16 protein-coding genes are annotated in these 15,688 nt (G+C 72.8%); 7 read left to right on the forward strand and 9 right to left on the reverse strand.

Going from position 1 to position 15,688, the window contains the following annotated elements:
- The 3 genes from DJ476_RS25320 to DJ476_RS25330 are packed head-to-tail and all read right to left on the reverse strand — an operon-like array spanning nt 1 to nt 4,225.
- The gene (locus DJ476_RS25320) at nt 1-1,848 is read right to left on the reverse strand and encodes a condensation domain-containing protein (RefSeq protein WP_112491645.1); all 1,848 of its coding nucleotides are present in this window, start codon (nt 1,846-1,848) and stop codon (nt 1-3) included.
- Nucleotides 1,845-3,155 carry a DUF6271 family protein gene (locus tag DJ476_RS25325; protein WP_112491646.1) on the reverse strand — a complete coding sequence of 437 codons (1,311 nt, stop codon included), beginning with the start codon at nt 3,153-3,155 and terminating at the stop codon, nt 1,845-1,847. Before DJ476_RS25325 ends, DJ476_RS25320 begins: the two co-directional genes overlap by 4 nt.
- A complete protein-coding gene (locus tag DJ476_RS25330; RefSeq protein WP_112491647.1) occupies nt 3,137-4,225 on the reverse strand; it encodes a phytanoyl-CoA dioxygenase family protein in 1,089 nt (362 codons plus the stop codon). The genes DJ476_RS25325 and DJ476_RS25330 overlap by 19 nt, the downstream gene beginning before the upstream one ends.
- A gap of 437 nt (nt 4,226-4,662) precedes the next feature.
- Between DJ476_RS25330 and DJ476_RS25335 the strand changes: the two genes are divergently transcribed.
- Nucleotides 4,663-5,520 (forward strand): class-II aminoacyl-tRNA synthetase family protein, encoded by an 858-nt coding sequence (locus DJ476_RS25335; protein WP_070203373.1) that lies wholly within the window; start codon nt 4,663-4,665, stop codon nt 5,518-5,520.
- Between the two features lie 58 nt (nt 5,521-5,578).
- Nucleotides 5,579-5,830 (forward strand): acetyl xylan esterase, encoded by a 252-nt coding sequence (locus tag DJ476_RS25340; RefSeq protein ID WP_070203372.1) that lies wholly within the window; start codon nt 5,579-5,581, stop codon nt 5,828-5,830.
- A gap of 42 nt (nt 5,831-5,872) precedes the next feature.
- On the opposite strand, the gene DJ476_RS25345 is transcribed toward DJ476_RS25340, so the two are convergent.
- Both DJ476_RS25345 and DJ476_RS25350 read right to left on the reverse strand, forming a co-directional pair.
- On the reverse strand, nt 5,873-6,184 hold the full coding sequence (locus tag DJ476_RS25345; RefSeq protein WP_103416458.1) for a hypothetical protein: 312 nt from the start codon (nt 6,182-6,184) through the stop codon (nt 5,873-5,875).
- Between the two features lie 127 nt (nt 6,185-6,311).
- A complete protein-coding gene (locus DJ476_RS25350) occupies nt 6,312-6,947 on the reverse strand; it encodes a TetR family transcriptional regulator (protein WP_103416337.1) in 636 nt (211 codons plus the stop codon).
- Between the two features lie 364 nt (nt 6,948-7,311).
- On the opposite strand from DJ476_RS25350, the gene DJ476_RS25355 reads away from it, so the two are divergent.
- The 3 genes from DJ476_RS25355 to DJ476_RS25365 all read left to right on the forward strand — a co-directional run bounded on the left by DJ476_RS25355 (nt 7,312) and on the right by DJ476_RS25365 (nt 10,590).
- Entirely contained in the window at nt 7,312-8,634 is a 1,323-nt protein-coding gene (locus tag DJ476_RS25355; RefSeq protein ID WP_103416336.1) for a glycosyltransferase family 4 protein, read from the forward strand.
- 154 nt (nt 8,635-8,788) lie between these two features.
- Nucleotides 8,789-9,520 (forward strand): class I SAM-dependent methyltransferase, encoded by a 732-nt coding sequence (locus DJ476_RS25360; protein ID WP_030584022.1) that lies wholly within the window; start codon nt 8,789-8,791, stop codon nt 9,518-9,520.
- Nucleotides 9,517-10,590: a prenyltransferase/squalene oxidase repeat-containing protein gene (locus tag DJ476_RS25365; protein ID WP_112491648.1), complete on the forward strand. Its 1,074-nt coding sequence runs from the start codon at nt 9,517-9,519 to the stop codon at nt 10,588-10,590. Before DJ476_RS25360 ends, DJ476_RS25365 begins: the two co-directional genes overlap by 4 nt.
- Nucleotides 10,591-10,630: 40 nt before the next feature.
- Here the strand turns inward: DJ476_RS25365 and DJ476_RS25370 are convergent, their stop codons facing one another.
- Complete coding sequence (locus DJ476_RS25370) at nt 10,631-10,924, reverse strand: hypothetical protein (RefSeq protein ID WP_078562453.1); 294 nt, start codon at nt 10,922-10,924, stop codon at nt 10,631-10,633.
- A gap of 157 nt (nt 10,925-11,081) precedes the next feature.
- On the opposite strand from DJ476_RS25370, the gene DJ476_RS25375 reads away from it, so the two are divergent.
- Both DJ476_RS25375 and DJ476_RS25380 read left to right on the forward strand, forming a co-directional pair.
- On the forward strand, nt 11,082-11,660 hold the full coding sequence (locus tag DJ476_RS25375) for a hypothetical protein (protein WP_112492620.1): 579 nt from the start codon (nt 11,082-11,084) through the stop codon (nt 11,658-11,660).
- A gap of 66 nt (nt 11,661-11,726) precedes the next feature.
- Nucleotides 11,727-12,509 (forward strand): maleylpyruvate isomerase family mycothiol-dependent enzyme, encoded by a 783-nt coding sequence (locus DJ476_RS25380; RefSeq protein WP_112491649.1) that lies wholly within the window; start codon nt 11,727-11,729, stop codon nt 12,507-12,509.
- Between the two features lie 26 nt (nt 12,510-12,535).
- Here the strand turns inward: DJ476_RS25380 and DJ476_RS25385 are convergent, their stop codons facing one another.
- From DJ476_RS25385 to DJ476_RS25395, 3 genes are all read right to left on the reverse strand, one after another.
- Nucleotides 12,536-13,546 (reverse strand): LLM class F420-dependent oxidoreductase, encoded by a 1,011-nt coding sequence (locus DJ476_RS25385; protein WP_103416332.1) that lies wholly within the window; start codon nt 13,544-13,546, stop codon nt 12,536-12,538.
- 123 nt (nt 13,547-13,669) lie between these two features.
- A complete protein-coding gene (locus DJ476_RS25390) occupies nt 13,670-14,473 on the reverse strand; it encodes a hypothetical protein (protein ID WP_318294792.1) in 804 nt (267 codons plus the stop codon).
- 289 nt (nt 14,474-14,762) lie between these two features.
- Nucleotides 14,763-15,686 (reverse strand): N-acetylmuramoyl-L-alanine amidase, encoded by a 924-nt coding sequence (locus DJ476_RS25395; RefSeq protein WP_112491651.1) that lies wholly within the window; start codon nt 15,684-15,686, stop codon nt 14,763-14,765.
- Nucleotides 15,687-15,688 lie beyond the last annotated feature (2 nt).

The following is a 15,688-nucleotide window of genomic DNA, read 5'->3' on the forward strand; positions in this document are numbered from 1 at the left end:
TCACACCTGCCGGCCGCGGCCGGTCCCTTCGTCGATGGTCTTCAGCCGACGCCAGGCGTCGCTCCGGTCCGGGTCGGCCGGCGGGTCCGTGACGAGCACGTAGCGGCGGGGCGCCAGGACCCCCGAACCGGCGGCCGGGATGAGGGCGGTCAGCGCCCGGTGGGCCTCCTCGGGCGTCAACGGGGTCTCGCCGCGGGCGATGTACGCCGTGAGGTGCGGCTCCGCGCCGGGTGCCCCCTCGTCCGTGCCGTACGGTCCGTCCGCAGTGCCGTCCGTGTCGGCCGTCGCCCCGGTGCCGTACGTGCCGTCCCCCGTGCCGTCCGGTCCTGACTCCCCGGTCACGTGCACCGGCAGTCCGCCCACCGCCCGCCCGAGGGTCTCGCGTACGGCGTCGGGCGAGACCCAGCAGCCGTCCAGCCGGAGCCAGTCGGGCCCGCGTTCGGCGGGGCGGACCCCCGTCACCCCGGCCAGCGCGTCCATCGGCACGTCCCCGGCGGCTGCCGCCTCCAGCAGCAGGACCAGCCCGGAGAGGAAGCCCTCCGCCTCCTCGGGGGTGAAGAGCGAGGGGGCGGCCCACAGGGAGATGTGGAGCTGCGGGGCGGTCCGGTAGGTGAAGGCGAGCAGCCGGGTCGGCAGTGCCTGGGGCGGGCCCCAGGTCAGCTCGTGCTCGGCGCCGTCCTGCTCCTCCGCTTCGGTGCCCAGGAGCGGGGCGGGCAGGGCGCTCACGTCGTTGAAGACCACGTCCCGGCCGAAGTGGCTGCCGCGCTCGGCGGTGACCCGGCCGATCATCTCCCACAGCCGTACGGAGTCGAACTGGCTGTGCCGGTAGGCGTTGAGCACCGCGCCCCACGTCCGGGCGACCAGCGCGTCGAACGTCTCCACCCGGACGTCCAGGTGGAGCAGCGCGTCCTGGGACGTGGTGGTCACCGAACGGGCGACCCGGGGGTGGAACCGGTTGGCACTCGGGACGGCGGTGACACAGCTGTCCTGGCCCGCCCGGTGGGCCACCAGGGCGCACCAGGCGGCCATCAGCACCGTGGCCTCGGGGTGTCCGGTGCGGCGGGCCGCCCCGGCGAGCGCCCGGCCGCCCCGGCGGGAGCGGAGCGTCAGCTGCCGGGCCTCCTCGTCGGTCCCCGGCCGCCTGCCGCGCGGCTCCGCGAACATCTCCTGCGGCCCGGTGCGGATGATCCGCTCCCAGTACCGCAGGGACGCCTCCGACTTCCGCAGCCCGGCCGGGGAGGCCTCCACGGCGGCCAGGTCGACCGGGGGCAGGGAGGCGAGGTCCGGCAGCTCCTTGCCCGCGAGCAGTTCGGCGAACTCCTCGCGCAGGATGGCCATCGCGCTGCCGTCCGCCACCGCGTGGCTGAACGCCAGGGCCACATAGGCCGGTTGTCCGGCCACGGTGAGCAGGGTGATCCGCATCGGGAACTCCCGCTCCAGGGCGAAGCGCCCGGCCCGGGCCGCCCGCGCCACCGACTCCGCGTACTCCGCCGGGTCGCCGGGGAGTTCGGTGTGGTCGAGGACGGTCACCGTGAACGTGCCCTCCGCCGCCACGACCTGGTCGACCGGCGCGGTCCCCGGCGGGTGCGGGAAGGTGGTGCGCAGCCCCTCGTGCCGTACGGCCAGGGCGCGCAGGGCGTCGGTCACGGCCTCCAGGGAGGTGCCCCCGGGGACGGGCCACACATCGTGGATGTTGATGTGGGTGGGGTCGTCCCGCAGGATGCAGCGGATCATGTTGGCCTGGCCCATGGTGATCGGGCCACGCCGCTCCTCGCCGCCCGTGTAGGCGACGGTGAGGGTACGCGGGGGGATCGGGTGCACGGTGTCCTCGGGGGCGGGGGAGTTCATCGGGTCACGGACAGACCCGCGTCGGCGCAGGCGCGGGTCAGCGCCTGCCAGTGGTCCAGCAGGAACGCGAAGTCGGCCATGCCGCCGTGGACTTCGGCCGGCAGGATGTCCCGGCGGGCGGCGAGGGCGTCGGCGACCTCCGCGTACCGGCCGCCCAGGCGCCGGTAGGCCCGCTCGATCGTCCCGAGGCGGTGGGCGTTCTCCTCCGGCCCCCGCGCCAGGCTCTCCCGTACGAACTCCGCGACGGCGGAGGTCCGCAGCCGGTTCTCCCCGTCGAGCAGGGTGTCACCGGCCGCCGTGGTCCGCGCGTGCACGGCGTTGAGGTAGGTCTTCGCCAGCAGGAACCGGGCGAAGCGCAGCTGGTAGGCGAGGAAGCCCGCGTCCGTACGCCGTTCCTCCGTATGGAAGTTGACGATGTGCCGGTTGTGCTGGACCCCGGGCAGCCGGGCGTCGTGGGCCAGGCCGAGCAGGAAGTAGTCGGTGCCGATGGTGTCCGTGGCGGGCGGCAGTGGCACCCGGCCGTAGACCTCGTGGTCCAGCGCCACGTTGCACATGTCCACGCGCGTCGGGCTGACGGGCGCGAGGGTGGTGCGGTCGCCGTCGAAGGCGGTGTCCCCGGCGCCCCGGAAGGACTCCTCGACCAGATGGCCGCGCCAGATCGCGGGGCAGTCGTCGGGGATCGAGAGGCCGACCAGCTCGCGGTAGACGTCCGGATCGCGGTCGTGGATCTCCGCGATGTCCACCGACATCTCGCCCACGAAGGAGCCGCCGACGACCGCCACGGGACGGTCACCGGTCCCGGGCGCGACCCGGTGGCGGGTCGCCTGCTCCTTCACGTCGTCGGCGGGCCGGCCCAGGAAGGTGAGTTCCTGGTGGAGGGGGAAGACCGGCCGGCCGTCGGAGGACTGGTAGCGGCTGTCGGAATCCCGGCGGTGTACGGAGGTGCAGCCGAGGGCCTGGGCGATGAGGAACGCCCGGTCGGTGCAGGCCCCGTAGGAGACCCGGGAGGGCAGCAGCAGCTCCAGCAGCCGGTCCGGGTCGGTGGCCGTCGACCGGCCGATCGCCTCGCGCAGGAAGCCGCGCTGCCCGTCCTCGTCCAGGTGGTGGACGGTGACCCCGGGGGCCGGGGGCAGCGCGGCCACCGCCGCCCGGTGCGCGGCGAGCACCGGCGCGGGGGAGGAGTCCAGCACGAGGAGATGCACCTCGACGCCGAACTCCCGTGCGCCGTACGCCGCTTCCTCGCCGACCGCCGCGATGGTGGCGGCGCACTCCCGGTGGGTGGGCAGGGTCAGACAGACACGGCGCACGAAGGCTCCCCGCTCTCCGCGGCGGGCGCCGGGTCCCCGACCGGGCCCTGCCAGGAGTCGAGCCCCAGCAGCCGGCGGCCCAGCGGGTTCAGCTCGGCCGTGGGGTAGCGCTTGGACTCGTGCAGGACGGGGTCACCGACCAGGGTGCGGTTCCAGCGCGGGGTGCGCAGATGGCGCCAGGACTCCACCCGCGACTTCCGCAGCCGCTCGTGCTCCTCCAGCGCGGGCATCATCGAGAGGTACTGCACCGCCCGCACCCCGTTCTCGGAGAGGTTCCGGGCCACGCCGTGGGCGAGCAGACCGTTCCAGATGAGCAGGTCGCCGGGGTGCAGATCCGGCCGTACGACGGGGAGTTCGTCCCGGTCGATCGCCGGGCGCAGCGGGTCGCGGTCGGCGCTCTGACGGGTCTTCCAGGTCTCGAACTGCCGGAACAGCTCCGGGCAGCACTGGAAGCCGCCGGTCTCCGGGCTGGTGTCGTTGAGCGCGATGATGCCCTGCACCCGCTGCGGCGGCACGCCCAGGGTGGTGTCGATGTCCCAGTGCAGCTCGATGTCGAAGCCCCGGTCGGTGGGTTCGATCAGCGCGCGGTCGCGGATGCCCCGGTTGGGCGGGTTGAGGTTGAGCCGGTCCAGCGTGACCCACAGCTCCTCGCAGTCCCAGACGTCGACGAAGGCGTCGTACACCCGCTGCGACTGGCGGTTGTCCCAGAGGAGCTGGTGGTGGTACGCCTCCACGAAGCCGTAGATCAGCAGCTGCTGGTCCAGCTCGGAGCGGAGCGGCCGCTCCTCGTACCAGCTCTCCGGCCGGTCGGGGTCCAGGCCCTGGAACTCCCAGGTGAAGTCCAGCAGTTGACGGGCGTGCGCGGCGGGGATCGCCTCCCGGACGATGACGTAGCCGTAGGTCTGCCAGTGGACGAAGTCCTCCTCGGAGAGCACCCGGAGCGGCCGCGACTTCTTCAGCTCGCGCAGGGTGGTCTGGGCCAGGTAGGACTCGCCGTCCGCGCTGAAGTACGGGAGGTCGGACGCGGCCCGGTGCAGGCGGGGCCGCCGCCGAGGCGTGGGAGTCGTCATGAGGCTGATGACAGATCCTTCTCTCGGCCGGTCCGGACGGCGTCCCTGGTGTGCGGGGCCGCCCGCGATCGGCACGGGCAGATGGCTGCGTCGTGGTGAACGGCGTTGTGACCACGTCGGTCAGCAGGATTGGTCCAGACCGCTGCGCTGTCAAGTGCCATGCCGATATGCGGATATGCGGCCGCTTCCGTCATCGGGGCGGCGAGAATCGGACACCTGCCGTTCGCCCTCTTTGGTCTAGACAACACCGGACGGGCGGGCCTAGGGTCCAAGGGCGCGGACGGATCGATGACCGGTCGTCATATCCGTACATCCGTCCCTGCCTGCCCTGCGGCCGGTGAAGGCCATGCCCGGCGGTGCTGCCGGCACGACGACGTCCTCCGTGGGCCCGCCGGTCGATCCGGGCGCGTGCCCCCATGGAGAGAGAACACGGTTCGATGAGCGCATCCGGCATGACGGCCCTTCCGGGCATAGAGCTGCAGAGCCCGGGCCCCGGGCTGATCACCCTGGACCCGGTCCGCACCGCGCTGTTGAGAGGGCTGGACGACCTGCTGTCGGGCCTCGCCGCGCGGCTCTCCGCCCCCGAGGTGCTGGGGCCGCCCCTGCTCTCCGTCGAGGGGCTGGCGCGGCTGGACTTCTTCCGCAACTTCCCCCATCTCGGGGTGCCCGCCGGGCGGTTCGCCCCCGAGACGCTCGACGGACTGGCCTCCGGCGAGGCGCCGCAGGACCTTCCCCTGGTGCCCACCGGGCATCTGCTCCCGTCCGCCACCTGCTACGGGCTGCTGCTCTCGCTGGAGGGCCAGGACGTGGGCGAGGACGGGCTCCGCCTCTCGGCGGTCGGCCGCTGCTTCCGCAACGAGACGCACTACGAGGGGCTGCGCCGCCTGTGGGGCTTCCACATGCGGGAGGTGCTCTACCTCGGAACCAAGGACGGGGCGGGCGAACACCTGGAGCGCGGGGGCGAGTTCGTCCAGGAGGTCGCGGGGCGGCTGGGGCTGACCCTGACCCGGGCGGCGGCCGACGACCCGTTCTACGACAAGGGCGGCTCAAGGGCCCGGCTGATGGCGCTCGACCCGGTGAAGTTCGAGTACAGCGCCCCCGACGGTACGGCCATCGCCTCCGTCAACCGGCACCGCAACTTCTTCGGCGAACGGCTCGGCATCCGGGCCGGCTCCCACGGCTCCGCGTACAGCTCCTGCGTCGCCTTCGGCGTGGAGCGCTGGGTGCACGCGATGATCCTCGCCCACGGCTCCGCCGACCGCGCCCTGGACCACCTCCGGGCCGCCGCCTCCTGACCCCCGCCCCACCGCCGCTCCCCGGCGGCCCCGAACGACGAGAGGAACGATGCCCACCATGGAACAGGTCCTGGCGTGGCTCCACGAGAAGAACCCCGGCCTCGACGGCGAGATCCGCTCTGACGAGGACCTCATCGAAGCGCGTCTCATCGACTCGATGGACTTCCTGGAGTTCATCGATCTCCTGGAGGAGATCTCGGGTGACACCATCGACCTCCAGGAGGTCACCATCGACGACTTCCGCACCCTCGCACGGGTCCAGGAGCGGTTCCTGAACTCCGCCGACCCCGCGGAGGTTCCGGCCGGCTGAGCACGCCCCGCCGGGTGGCGGCCGCCCCGGCCGTCGGCGCCCTCAGGGGCCCGGGGGAAGGGCGTGCCGCTGGCTCCGGCGGAGCGGCAGCACGTGGCCGAGGACGAGGACGAGCATCCCGCCGAGCAGCAGGGCGTTCCCGCCGTAGAAGCGGGCCTCCCACGAAACGCTCGGCAGGATTTCGAAGTAGAGGAGGCTCTGCAGGAGGAGCGAGGCGCCGATGAGGAGGACGCCGACTCCGTGGAGCCGGGGGCGGGTCACGTGACGGCGGGCCGTGGGCAGCACCCACCCCGTCCGGAGCGTGACCGTGCCCAGCGCGATGGCCAGCACCCCCAGCAACGCGTTCGCTGCCACTACCCATGCCATGGTGTCGCCCCGCTCTGAGGTGGAAGAGGCCCGGGGCACGTACGGCGGCGCCCGGCCCGAGGACGCCTGCATTGTCGCCGGACCGGGCCCAGGGCGGTGAGGCGGGGGAGGGCCCTCAGGCCCGCCCCGGCTTCGACGTCAGGTCGATGAGGCGGCAGACCGTCTCGATGTCGATCTTCACCTGGGCGATCGACGCCCGGCCCGACAGCCAGGTGATCAGCGCCGAGTGCCAGGTGTGCTCGATCACCCGGACCGCCGAGAGCTGCTCCGGCGTCGGGTGCTCCAGACCCATCGCGTCCAGGATGATCGCCGTCGTGAGGCGGGAGACGGTGTCCACCTCCGGGCTCACGCTGCGGTCCGCGAAGGTCAGGGCGCGGACCATGGCGTCGGCCAGGTGCGGTTCGCGCTGGAGGGCGCGGAAGGCGCGCATCAGGGTCTCCGCGACCCGCTGGGCTGCGTCGTCGCCGGCCGGAGGGCGCTTGCGCAGCGTGGTGTGCAGGTGCTGGAGCTGGTCCTGCATGGTGGCGACCAGCAGATGGATCTTGGAGGGGAAGTAGCGGTAGAGGGTGCCGAGCGCGACCCCCGCCGCCTCCGCCACCTCCCGCATCTGCACCGCCTCGAAGCCGCCCCGGCTGGCGAGCTGGGCGCTGGCGTGCAGGATGCGGCGGCGACGGGCCTCCTGCCGCTCGGTCAACGGAGGCGCCGTGCGTTCCGTCGGCACAGGCGCTGCCGGTCTGGCGTCCGCGGTCATGCTGTCCCCATCCGCGATCCGTGAGTGGTCGATCCGTGCATCGATCCGTAGGTGGTCGATCCGTGCATCATCTCTGATCCCGCGCCCCGGAATCTCCTGATCCCACGCCCCGGAACCGTCCGGTCCCGCCCCGGCGGCTCCGGTCCCCGTGCCCCTCCGGGCGGACCGGTGGACCGGGCGGGCGCGTCCGGGCGCGCACAGCATGCCAGGGCGTCCGTCGTGGCGCGAATCACCTGATCCGGCCGTCACACCGTCGCTACCTGCCGGTAGATTCGATGCACGTGGAACGGGCAAGTCTGGAACTTGTTCTAGATTAGCGCTAGCGGTTACGCTCCGGCGAAACGCAGTCAGAAGGGGGCCGAGTGTGACCGCTGAGGCCATAGAGACGGGCCCCCGCACGGGCGACAGCAGCTCCTCAGCCGGGTCCGGCGACCGGCCGCTGCGCATCGCGCTCCTCACGTACAAGGGCAACCCGTTCTGCGGCGGCCAGGGTGTGTACGTACGCCATCTCGGCCGGGAGCTGGCCCGCCTCGGGCACAGCGTCGAGGTCATCGGCGCGCAGCCCTACCCGGTGCTCGACGAGGGCGTCCCGCTCACCGAGCTGCCGAGCCTGGACCTCTACCGGCAGCCCGACCCGTTCCGTACGCCGAAGCGCGGTGAGTACCGGGACTGGATCGACCTCGCGGAGGTCGCCACCATGTGGACCGGCGGCTTCCCCGAACCCCTCACCTTCAGCCTCCGCGCCCGCCGCCACCTCCTCGCCCGGCGCGGTGAGTTCGACGTCGTCCACGACAACCAGACCCTCGGTTACGGGCTCCTCGGCGACCTCGGGGCCCCGCTCGTGACGACGATCCACCACCCGATCACCGTGGACCGCCGGCTCGACCTGGCCGCCGCCACGAGCCGCCGCCGACGCGCCTCCGTACGCCGCTGGTACGCCTTCACCCGGATGCAGAAGCGGGTCGCCCGCAAGCTGGACACCGTGCTCACCGTCTCCGGCTCCTCCCGCGACGAGATCGTCGAGGACCTCGGCGTACGCGCGGACCGGATCAGCGTCGTCCACATCGGCGCCGACACCGAACTGTGGTCGCCCGACCCCTCCGTGGCCGAGGTGCCGGGCCGCATCGTCACCACCTCCAGCGCCGACGTCCCGCTCAAGGGCCTGGTCCACCTCGTCGACGCGCTCGCCAAGCTCCGTACGGAGAACCCCGACGCCCACCTCGTCGTCGTCGGCAAGCGCGCCGAGGACGGGCCGGTCGCCCGGGCCATCGAGCGGCACGGGCTGGCCGGTGCCGTCGAGTTCGTCAAGGGCATCAGCGACGCCGAGCTGGTCGACCTCGTGCGCAGCGCCCAGGTCTCCTGTGTGCCGTCGCTGTACGAGGGGTTCTCGCTGCCCGCCGCCGAGGCGATGGCCACCGGCACCCCGCTCGTGGCCACCACCGGGGGCGCGATCCCCGAGGTCTCCGGCCGCGACGGGGAGACCTGTCTCGCCGTGCCCCCCGGGGACGCGGACGCGCTGGCCGGGGCGCTCGCCCGGCTGCTGGCCGATCCGGAGCTGCGTGCCCGGCTCGGCGCGGCGGGGCGCGAGCGGGTGCTCGCCAACTTCACCTGGGCCCGGGCGGCCGCCGGAACGGCCGAGCTGTACCGTCGGGCGATCGCCGCCCGCGGAGCCGGGGCCCGCCGGTGACTGCGCCGTCCTCGCGGGGGACGGCGGCCCCGGCCGCCGGAATCCGCGACGCGGACCTGGACCCCGGGATGCGGCCCCGGACCCCGATCCCGGACCCCGTGACCCGTAACCCGCTTTTCTGAACCCGTACCTCCGACCTCGAAGGCAGGCCCTCGTGCTGACCGTCGACTTCACCCGCTTCCCGCTCGCCGCCGGCGACCGAGTGCTCGACCTGGGCTGCGGTGCCGGCCGGCACGCCTTCGAGTGTTACCGGCGCGGTGCGCAGGTCGTCGCCCTCGACCAGAACGGCGAGGAGATCCGCGAGGTCGCCAAGTGGTTCGCCGCGATGAAGGAGGCCGGGGAGGCGCCCGAGGGCGCCACCGCCACCGCGATGGAGGGCGACGCCCTCAACCTGCCCTTCCCCGACGACTCCTTCGACGTCGTGATCATCTCCGAGGTCATGGAGCACATCCCGGACGACAAGGGCGTCCTCGCGGAGATGGTCCGGGTCCTCAGGCCGGGCGGCCGGATCGCCATCACCGTCCCGCGCTACGGCCCCGAGAAGATCTGCTGGACCCTCTCCGACGCCTACCACGAGGTCGAGGGCGGCCACATCCGCATCTACAAGGCCGACCAGCTCCTCGCCCGGATCCGCGAGGCCGGGCTCAAGCCGTACGGCACCCACCACGCGCACGCCCTGCACTCGCCGTACTGGTGGCTGAAGTGCGCCTTCGGCGTGGACAACGACAAGGCCCTCCCGGTGCGGGCGTACCACAAGCTGCTGGTCTGGGACATCATGAAGAAACCGCTCGCCACCCGGGTCGCGGAGCAGCTGCTCAACCCGGTCGTCGGCAAGAGCTTCGTCGCGTACGCCACCAAGCCGCACCTTCCGAAGGCCGAGGCGTGAGCACTCCCGAACAGACCGAACACCTGGTCCTTCCCGGGGTCCTGACCGCGGCCGAGGCCGCCGAGACGGTCCGGGCCCTGCTCGCGGTCCAGTGCGAGGACGGGGCGCTGCCCTGGTTCCGGGGCCACCACCTCGACCCGTGGGACCACACCGAGGCCGCGATGGCGCTGGATGCCGCCGGGGAGCACGCGGCGGCGGAGCGCGCCTACGACTGGCTGGCCCGCCACCAGAACGGCGACGGCTCCTGGTACGCGGCCTACCACGACGGCGACCCGGAGCGGCCCACCGACCGCAGCCGCGAGACCAACTTCTGCGCGTACGTGGCCGTCGGCGTCTGGCACCACTACCTCGCCACGGGCGACGACGCGTTCGTCGACCGGATGTGGCCGACGGTCTACGCGGCGGTCGAGTTCGTGCTCCGGCTCCAGCAGCCCGGCGGGCAGATCGCCTGGAAGCGCGAGGCCGACGGCACGCCGGTGAACGACGCCCTGCTGACCGGCTCCTCCTCGATCCACCAGGCGCTGCGCTGTGCGCTCGCCATCGCGGAGCTGCGCGAAGAGCCGCAGCCCGACTGGGAGTTGGCGACCGGGGCGCTGGCCCACGCGATCCGCAAACACCCCGAGCGCTTCCTCGACAAGAACCGCTACTCGATGGACTGGTACTACCCGGTCCTCGGCGGCGCGATCACCGGCCCCGAGGCCACCGCCCGCATCCAGGAGGGCTGGGACCGCTTCGTCGTCCCCGGCCTCGGCGTGCGGTGCGTGCTCCCCAACCCCTGGGTCACCGGCGGCGAGAGCTGCGAACTGGCCCTGGCCCTCTGGGCGACGGGCGAGTCGGACCGGGCCCTGGAGATCCTCCAGTCCATCCAGCACCTGCGCGCCGAGGGCGGGTTGTACTGGACGGGATACGTCTTCGAGGGCAACAAGGCCTTCTGGCCCGAGGAACTGACCACCTGGACGGCGGGCTCCCTGCTGCTCGCGGTGGCCGCGCTCGGAGGGGACGAGGCGACCACCGCGGTCTTCGGCGGCGAAAGGCTCCCGCTCGGCCTGGAACCGGACTGCTGCCGCTGAACCCTGGGGCCCGGCGTGGCGGCCTCCGCCGCTTCCGTCGTCAGCGGCGGAGGCGGCCTGCCACCGCGTGGCCGATGAACAGGTAGACGACGGCCGCGAGGCCGTAGCCGGCCACGACGCGGGCCCAGGCGGCGTCGAAGGTGAAGAGGTCGTAGGACCAGCCCGCCAGCCAGGTGGCGGCGTCGTGCACCCACTGCACGAAGTCGTTGCCCCGGTTGGCGTCCAGCAGGTACATCAGGATCCAGAGAATGATGATGAAGGCCAGGATGTCGGCCACGACGGCGATGATCCTCGCCGCTGAACTGCTGCCTGAAGAACGGGTTCTGTAGGACATGGAGTCCTGGTTACCGCTTTACCCAGCGTGAAACCCGAACGGCGGTATCAGGTGGCGGGGCCCGGAGGGGCGGGCGACTCTGACCGGGAGGGGCGGGAGTTCGTCACTCACCGTGATGTGCCGCGCTCGCCGTGATGTGCCGCGCCGGGAGGCCGCCGTGATCCGTTCCGTACCGCTCCGCCGGTCGCTGGTGGCGCTGCTGCTGAGCTGTTCCGTGCTGGTGTCCGCGACCGGCTGCGGCGACAAGGGGTCCGGTGCGGCGACGCGTACGGGGGCGAGCCCGTCGTCCTCGGTCTCCGCCGCCGCCTCCGTCTCGGCCTCCGCCGAGAGGCAGCGGCTCGCCAAGACCCGGTTCGTCGCCAACGCCGGGCTCGCGGCCGGGGCCACGTACCAGTGGATCGTGAAGCCGTACCGGGCGGGCACGTTCAAGAAGGGGGCCGAGGGGCGCACCTTCGCCCTCGTCAAGGCGGGGCTCGCGGGCGGGTTCGCGTACAACCGGCTCAAGGCGGCCGCGGAGAACGCCAAGGGGGACCCGCTGCTGTCCAAGGCCGTCGCCCCGCTGACCGCCGGGATCGAGTCCCTCAAGGGGATGGCCGCCAAGCTGCGCAACGGGGAGGCGGGCGAGGGGGACATCGGGGCGTTCGAGAGCGTCATCGACAGCATCAAGAACGCCGGGAAGAGCGCGGGTGCCGAGGTGACGGACAAGGTTCCGTCGACGTCGCAGTTGACGGGGTGACCCGGGGGCAGGCCACCGCCGTGGAAATCGGATGAGCAAGATGTGTGCCGCGGTTAAGGTCCCCGCATGACGCTTCTTTCTTACGACCGTTACTGCGACGAGATCCTGGTCCAGACCGACGCCCTCCGCGCCACGCTGAAGGGCGCGGACCTCGCCGCGACCGTCCCCTCCTGCCCCGACTGGACCCTGCGGCAGCTCGCCGTGCATGTCGGCGGCGCGCACCGCTGGGTCGGGGAGATCGTCCGGGGCCGGGCCACCGAGGACGTGCCCGAGGAGAAGGTGCCGGGGTTCGAGGGGCCGGCCGCCGACGGTCCGGAGGCGCTGGACGCCTGGCTCGCGGAGGGGGCGGACGCCACCGTCGCCGCGCTGCGGGAGGCGGGGCCGGACGCCGAGGTGTGGAGCTGGGCGTGGGAGCGGAGCACGACGTTCTGGGTGCGGCGCATGACGCACGAGACGGTGGTCCACCGGGCGGACGCGGCGCTCGCCGCGCGGGTCCCGTACACGGTCGACGCCGAGGTGGCCGCCGACACCATCGACGAGTGGCTGCGCATCGTCTCCTACGTCCAGGAGCAGGGCGACGACCCGGAGGCGAACGAACTGCGCGGCGGCGACCGCTCGTTGCACCTGCACGCCACCGACGTACCCGGCGCGGAGTGGCTCATCGAGCTGGGCGAGGACCGCTTCACCTGGCGCCACGACCACGCGAAGGCGACGGTCGCCCTGCGCGGGTCCCTCACCGACCTGATGCTCGTCTTCAACCGCCGCCTGGCGCCGACGAGCGACCGGGTCGAGGTTCTCGGCGACGCGGAGCTGCTGGACTTCTGGCTGGACCGGTCGTCGTTCGGGTGAGCCCGGCCTGATCCCGGCGGAAAGCCCTAGGCGTTCAGCTCCGCCAGGACCCGTAGCGTGTGCGGGTCCGGGGCGGTGATCAGGAGGTCGGTCACCGGGCCCTTGCGCCACTCCGCCAGTTTCTCGGCTATGCGGGCGCGCGGGCCGATCAGGGAGATCTCGTCCGCGAAGGCGTCCGGTACGGCCCCGATCGCCTCCTCCTTGCGGCCCTGGAGGAACAGGTGCTGGATGCGGCGGGCCTCCTCCTCGAAGCCCATGCGGGCCATCAGGTCCGCGTGGAAGTTGCGGGCCGCGTGGCCCATGCCGCCGATGTAGAAGCCGAGCATCGCCTTGACCGGCAGCAGCCCCTCCGCCACGTCGTCGCAGACCTGGGCGCGGGCCATCGGGGCGACCATGAAGCCCTCGCGGAGGCCGGTGAGGGAGGCGGCGTAGACGTCCGTGCGGTACGGGGACCAGTACAGGGGGAGCCAGCCGTCCGCGATCTCGACCGTCTGCGCGATGTTCTTCGGGCCCTCCGCGCCCAGCAGGACCGGAAGCGAGGACCGCAGCGGGTGGGTGATCGGCTTCAGCGGCTTGCCCAGGCCCGTGGCGTCCGGGCCGGTGTACGGGAGGGGGTGGACGCGGCCCGCCACCTCCACCGGCGCCTCCCGGGCCAGCACCCGGCGGATCACCTCGACGTACTCGCGGGTCGCGGTGAGGGGGCTCTTCGGGAACGGGCGGCCGTACCACCCCTCCACCACCTGCGGCCCGGACAGGCCGAGGCCCAGCAGCAGCCGGCCGCCCGAGAGGTGGTCCAGGGTGAGGGCGTGCATGGCCGTCGCCGTCGGCGTACGGGCCGCCATCTGCGCGATCCCCGTCCCCAGCCCGATCCGGGAGGTGTGGGCGGCGATCCAGGTCAGCGGCGTGAAGGCGTCCGAGCCCCACGCCTCCGCCGTCCAGACCGAACCGTAGCCGAGCCGCTCCGCCTCCTGGGCCAGGGCGAGATGGTCGGGGTTCGGGCCGCGGCCCCAGTAGCCGAGTGCCAGTCCCAGCCGCATTCCGTTACCTCCGGCCGTAGGTGACGATCCGTCAGGCGTCGAGGGTGCTCGGTGGACTGTACGGCAGCGGCCCCCCACCCGGAAGGGTGAGGGGCCGCGATGCGATGCGGTGCCCGGAGGCGGTCAGCCGCGCTGGATGCCCGTGGTGTCCTGGAGCACACCGCGACGGCCGTCCTGCGTCTGGGCGATGAGGCCCTGACCGCGCTGCTCGACCGCGAGGTACCAGGTGCCCGGCGCTAGCTCGGCGATCGGGTTCGGGGCGCCGTCCTCGCCGTACAGCGGACGGGCCACCGGGACGGCGAACCAGAACGGGGTGAAGTCGCCCGCCGGGGCCGCGCCGCCCTGCGGGGCGGCCTGCTGGGCCTGGGCCGCCTGCGCGGGGTCCGGCTGACCGGGCTGGCCACCGGCCGGGGCGCCGGGGTAGCCGTAGCCCTGGCTCGGCTGGCCGCCGTAGGGCTGCTGCTGGGCGCCCGGGTAGCCGTACCCCTGGCCGGGCTGGCCACCGTACGGCGGCTGCACGGCCTGCGGCTTGGGTGCGCCGACCAGCGGGGCCTTGAGCGCGGGGACCAGCGGACCGGCGATCGCGCCCGCGGCGAGCACGATCGCCGCCAGCAGGCCCAGGATCAGACCGGCACCGGCGTTGTTGACATCGATGATCGTCCAGAACGCGGTCCACAGCGCGAAGACGGTGAACGCGGCCCCGAACTGGCCCAGGTCGAGCCCCGCGACCTTGCGGCCCGGCATCATCCGGCCGACGACCAGCAGCGCCGCGCCGATGATGCCGGCGAGGTAGACGCTCATCAGAAGGCCGAGGGAGTCCCAGGCGTTCGTGTTGAAGCGGGAGCAGTCCACGCCGGCCGGGCAGTCGTAGTTGGCAAGGTTGAGGAAGGAGGCGATGAACAGCACCACCGCTGCTCCGATCACCACGCCGTCGCCTCGAGTGAGGGAGCGGATATTCACGTGAAGGTCCTTAGTCGGTCGTCTCGTCGGGGCGGTCGTCGCTGCCGCCTGGTCGGCGGGCGCGGCGTGAAGCTCGGGGGTGGCTCCCCATCGTACGGATGAATCTATCGTCTGACCGGGCGGGTTGCCCCCGTGCCCGGTTCTTGGTCAGTTATCCCCCCAATATCCCCGCAGATCCATTCCCCGGTAGGGAAGTCCCCGGTAGGGCAACCCCCCTGTGGGGCAGTCCCCTGTGGGGTGGCTCGCGTCGGCGGACCTACCCCTTGAGGTAGGCCGCGATGCCGTCCGCCATGCCCTGGGCCGCCTTCTGCCGCCAGCCCGCGTCGGTCAGCAGGGCGGCGTCCTTCGGGTCACGCATGTTGCCGCATTCCACGAAGACTTTGGGCACGGTCGACAGATTCAGTCCGCCGAGATCGCCGCGGGTGTCCAGCCCGGTGCCGCCGCCGATGTAATTGGAGGGCGCGCTTCCGGTCGTCCGGACGAAGTGTCCGGCGATCCGGGCCCCGAGATCGGCCGAACTCTTCACGATCTTCGAGGTGTCCGCCCCGCCGCCCTTCACCGCCGCGGGCAGGATGACGTGGAAGCCCCGGTTGCCCACCGCCGAGCCGTCCGCGTGCACCGAGACCACCGCGTCCGCCTTCGCCTCGTTGCCGATCCGGGCCCGCTCGTCGATGCAGGGCCCGAACGGCCGGTCGTCGTCGTGCGTCAGCACGACCCGGGCCCCCTGCGCCCGGAGCAATTCCCGCAGCCGGTGCGACACATCGAGGGTGAACCGGGCCTCCGCGTAACCGGCGTCCGTGGACGTACCGGTCGTATCGCACTCCTTGCGGCCCGTGCCGATGTCGACCTGCTGGTTGATCTCCTCGGTGTGCTCCCGGTTACGCGGGTTGTGGCCCGGGTCGATCACCACGGTCCGGCCGGTCAGGGGGCCCTGGGGGAGCGGGGCGGTGGGTGTCGCTCCAGAGGGCCGCGACTCCGTGGGGATCGCGGACGGGGACGTGGACGCGGATGCGGTGGCTTCCGCTTCCGGGCCGGGTTTCGCCGCGCCGGTGTCCGTTCCGGCCGGGTCCTGGGCGCCGCCGCAGCCGGCGACCGCCGTCAGGCAGAGCGCGGCCAGCGCGGCGGCCACGAGGAGGGGCCGGGCACGGCGGGTGGGGGGAACGCTGTCGTCGTACGGCACGC

Source organism: Streptomyces bacillaris, from assembly GCF_003268675.1.
In the GTDB taxonomy this organism is placed as follows: domain Bacteria; phylum Actinomycetota; class Actinomycetes; order Streptomycetales; family Streptomycetaceae; genus Streptomyces; species Streptomyces bacillaris.

Excerpts from the sequence above, each read along its gene's own strand:
- DJ476_RS25320 (WP_112491645.1), bottom strand. The coding sequence starts at position 1,848 with ATGAACTCCCCCGCCCCCGAGGACACCGTGCACCCGATCCCCCCGCGT.
- DJ476_RS25330 (WP_112491647.1), bottom strand. The coding sequence starts at position 4,225 with ATGACGACTCCCACGCCTCGGCGGCGGCCCCGCCTGCACCGGGCCGCG.
- DJ476_RS25335 (WP_070203373.1), top strand. The coding sequence starts at position 4,663 with ATGAGCGCATCCGGCATGACGGCCCTTCCGGGCATAGAGCTGCAGAGC.
- DJ476_RS25340 (WP_070203372.1), top strand. The coding sequence starts at position 5,579 with ATGGAACAGGTCCTGGCGTGGCTCCACGAGAAGAACCCCGGCCTCGAC.
- DJ476_RS25350 (WP_103416337.1), bottom strand. The coding sequence starts at position 6,947 with ATGACCGCGGACGCCAGACCGGCAGCGCCTGTGCCGACGGAACGCACG.
- DJ476_RS25370 (WP_078562453.1), bottom strand. The coding sequence starts at position 10,924 with ATGTCCTACAGAACCCGTTCTTCAGGCAGCAGTTCAGCGGCGAGGATC.
- DJ476_RS25380 (WP_112491649.1), top strand. The coding sequence starts at position 11,727 with ATGACGCTTCTTTCTTACGACCGTTACTGCGACGAGATCCTGGTCCAG.
- DJ476_RS25385 (WP_103416332.1), bottom strand. The coding sequence starts at position 13,546 with ATGCGGCTGGGACTGGCACTCGGCTACTGGGGCCGCGGCCCGAACCCC.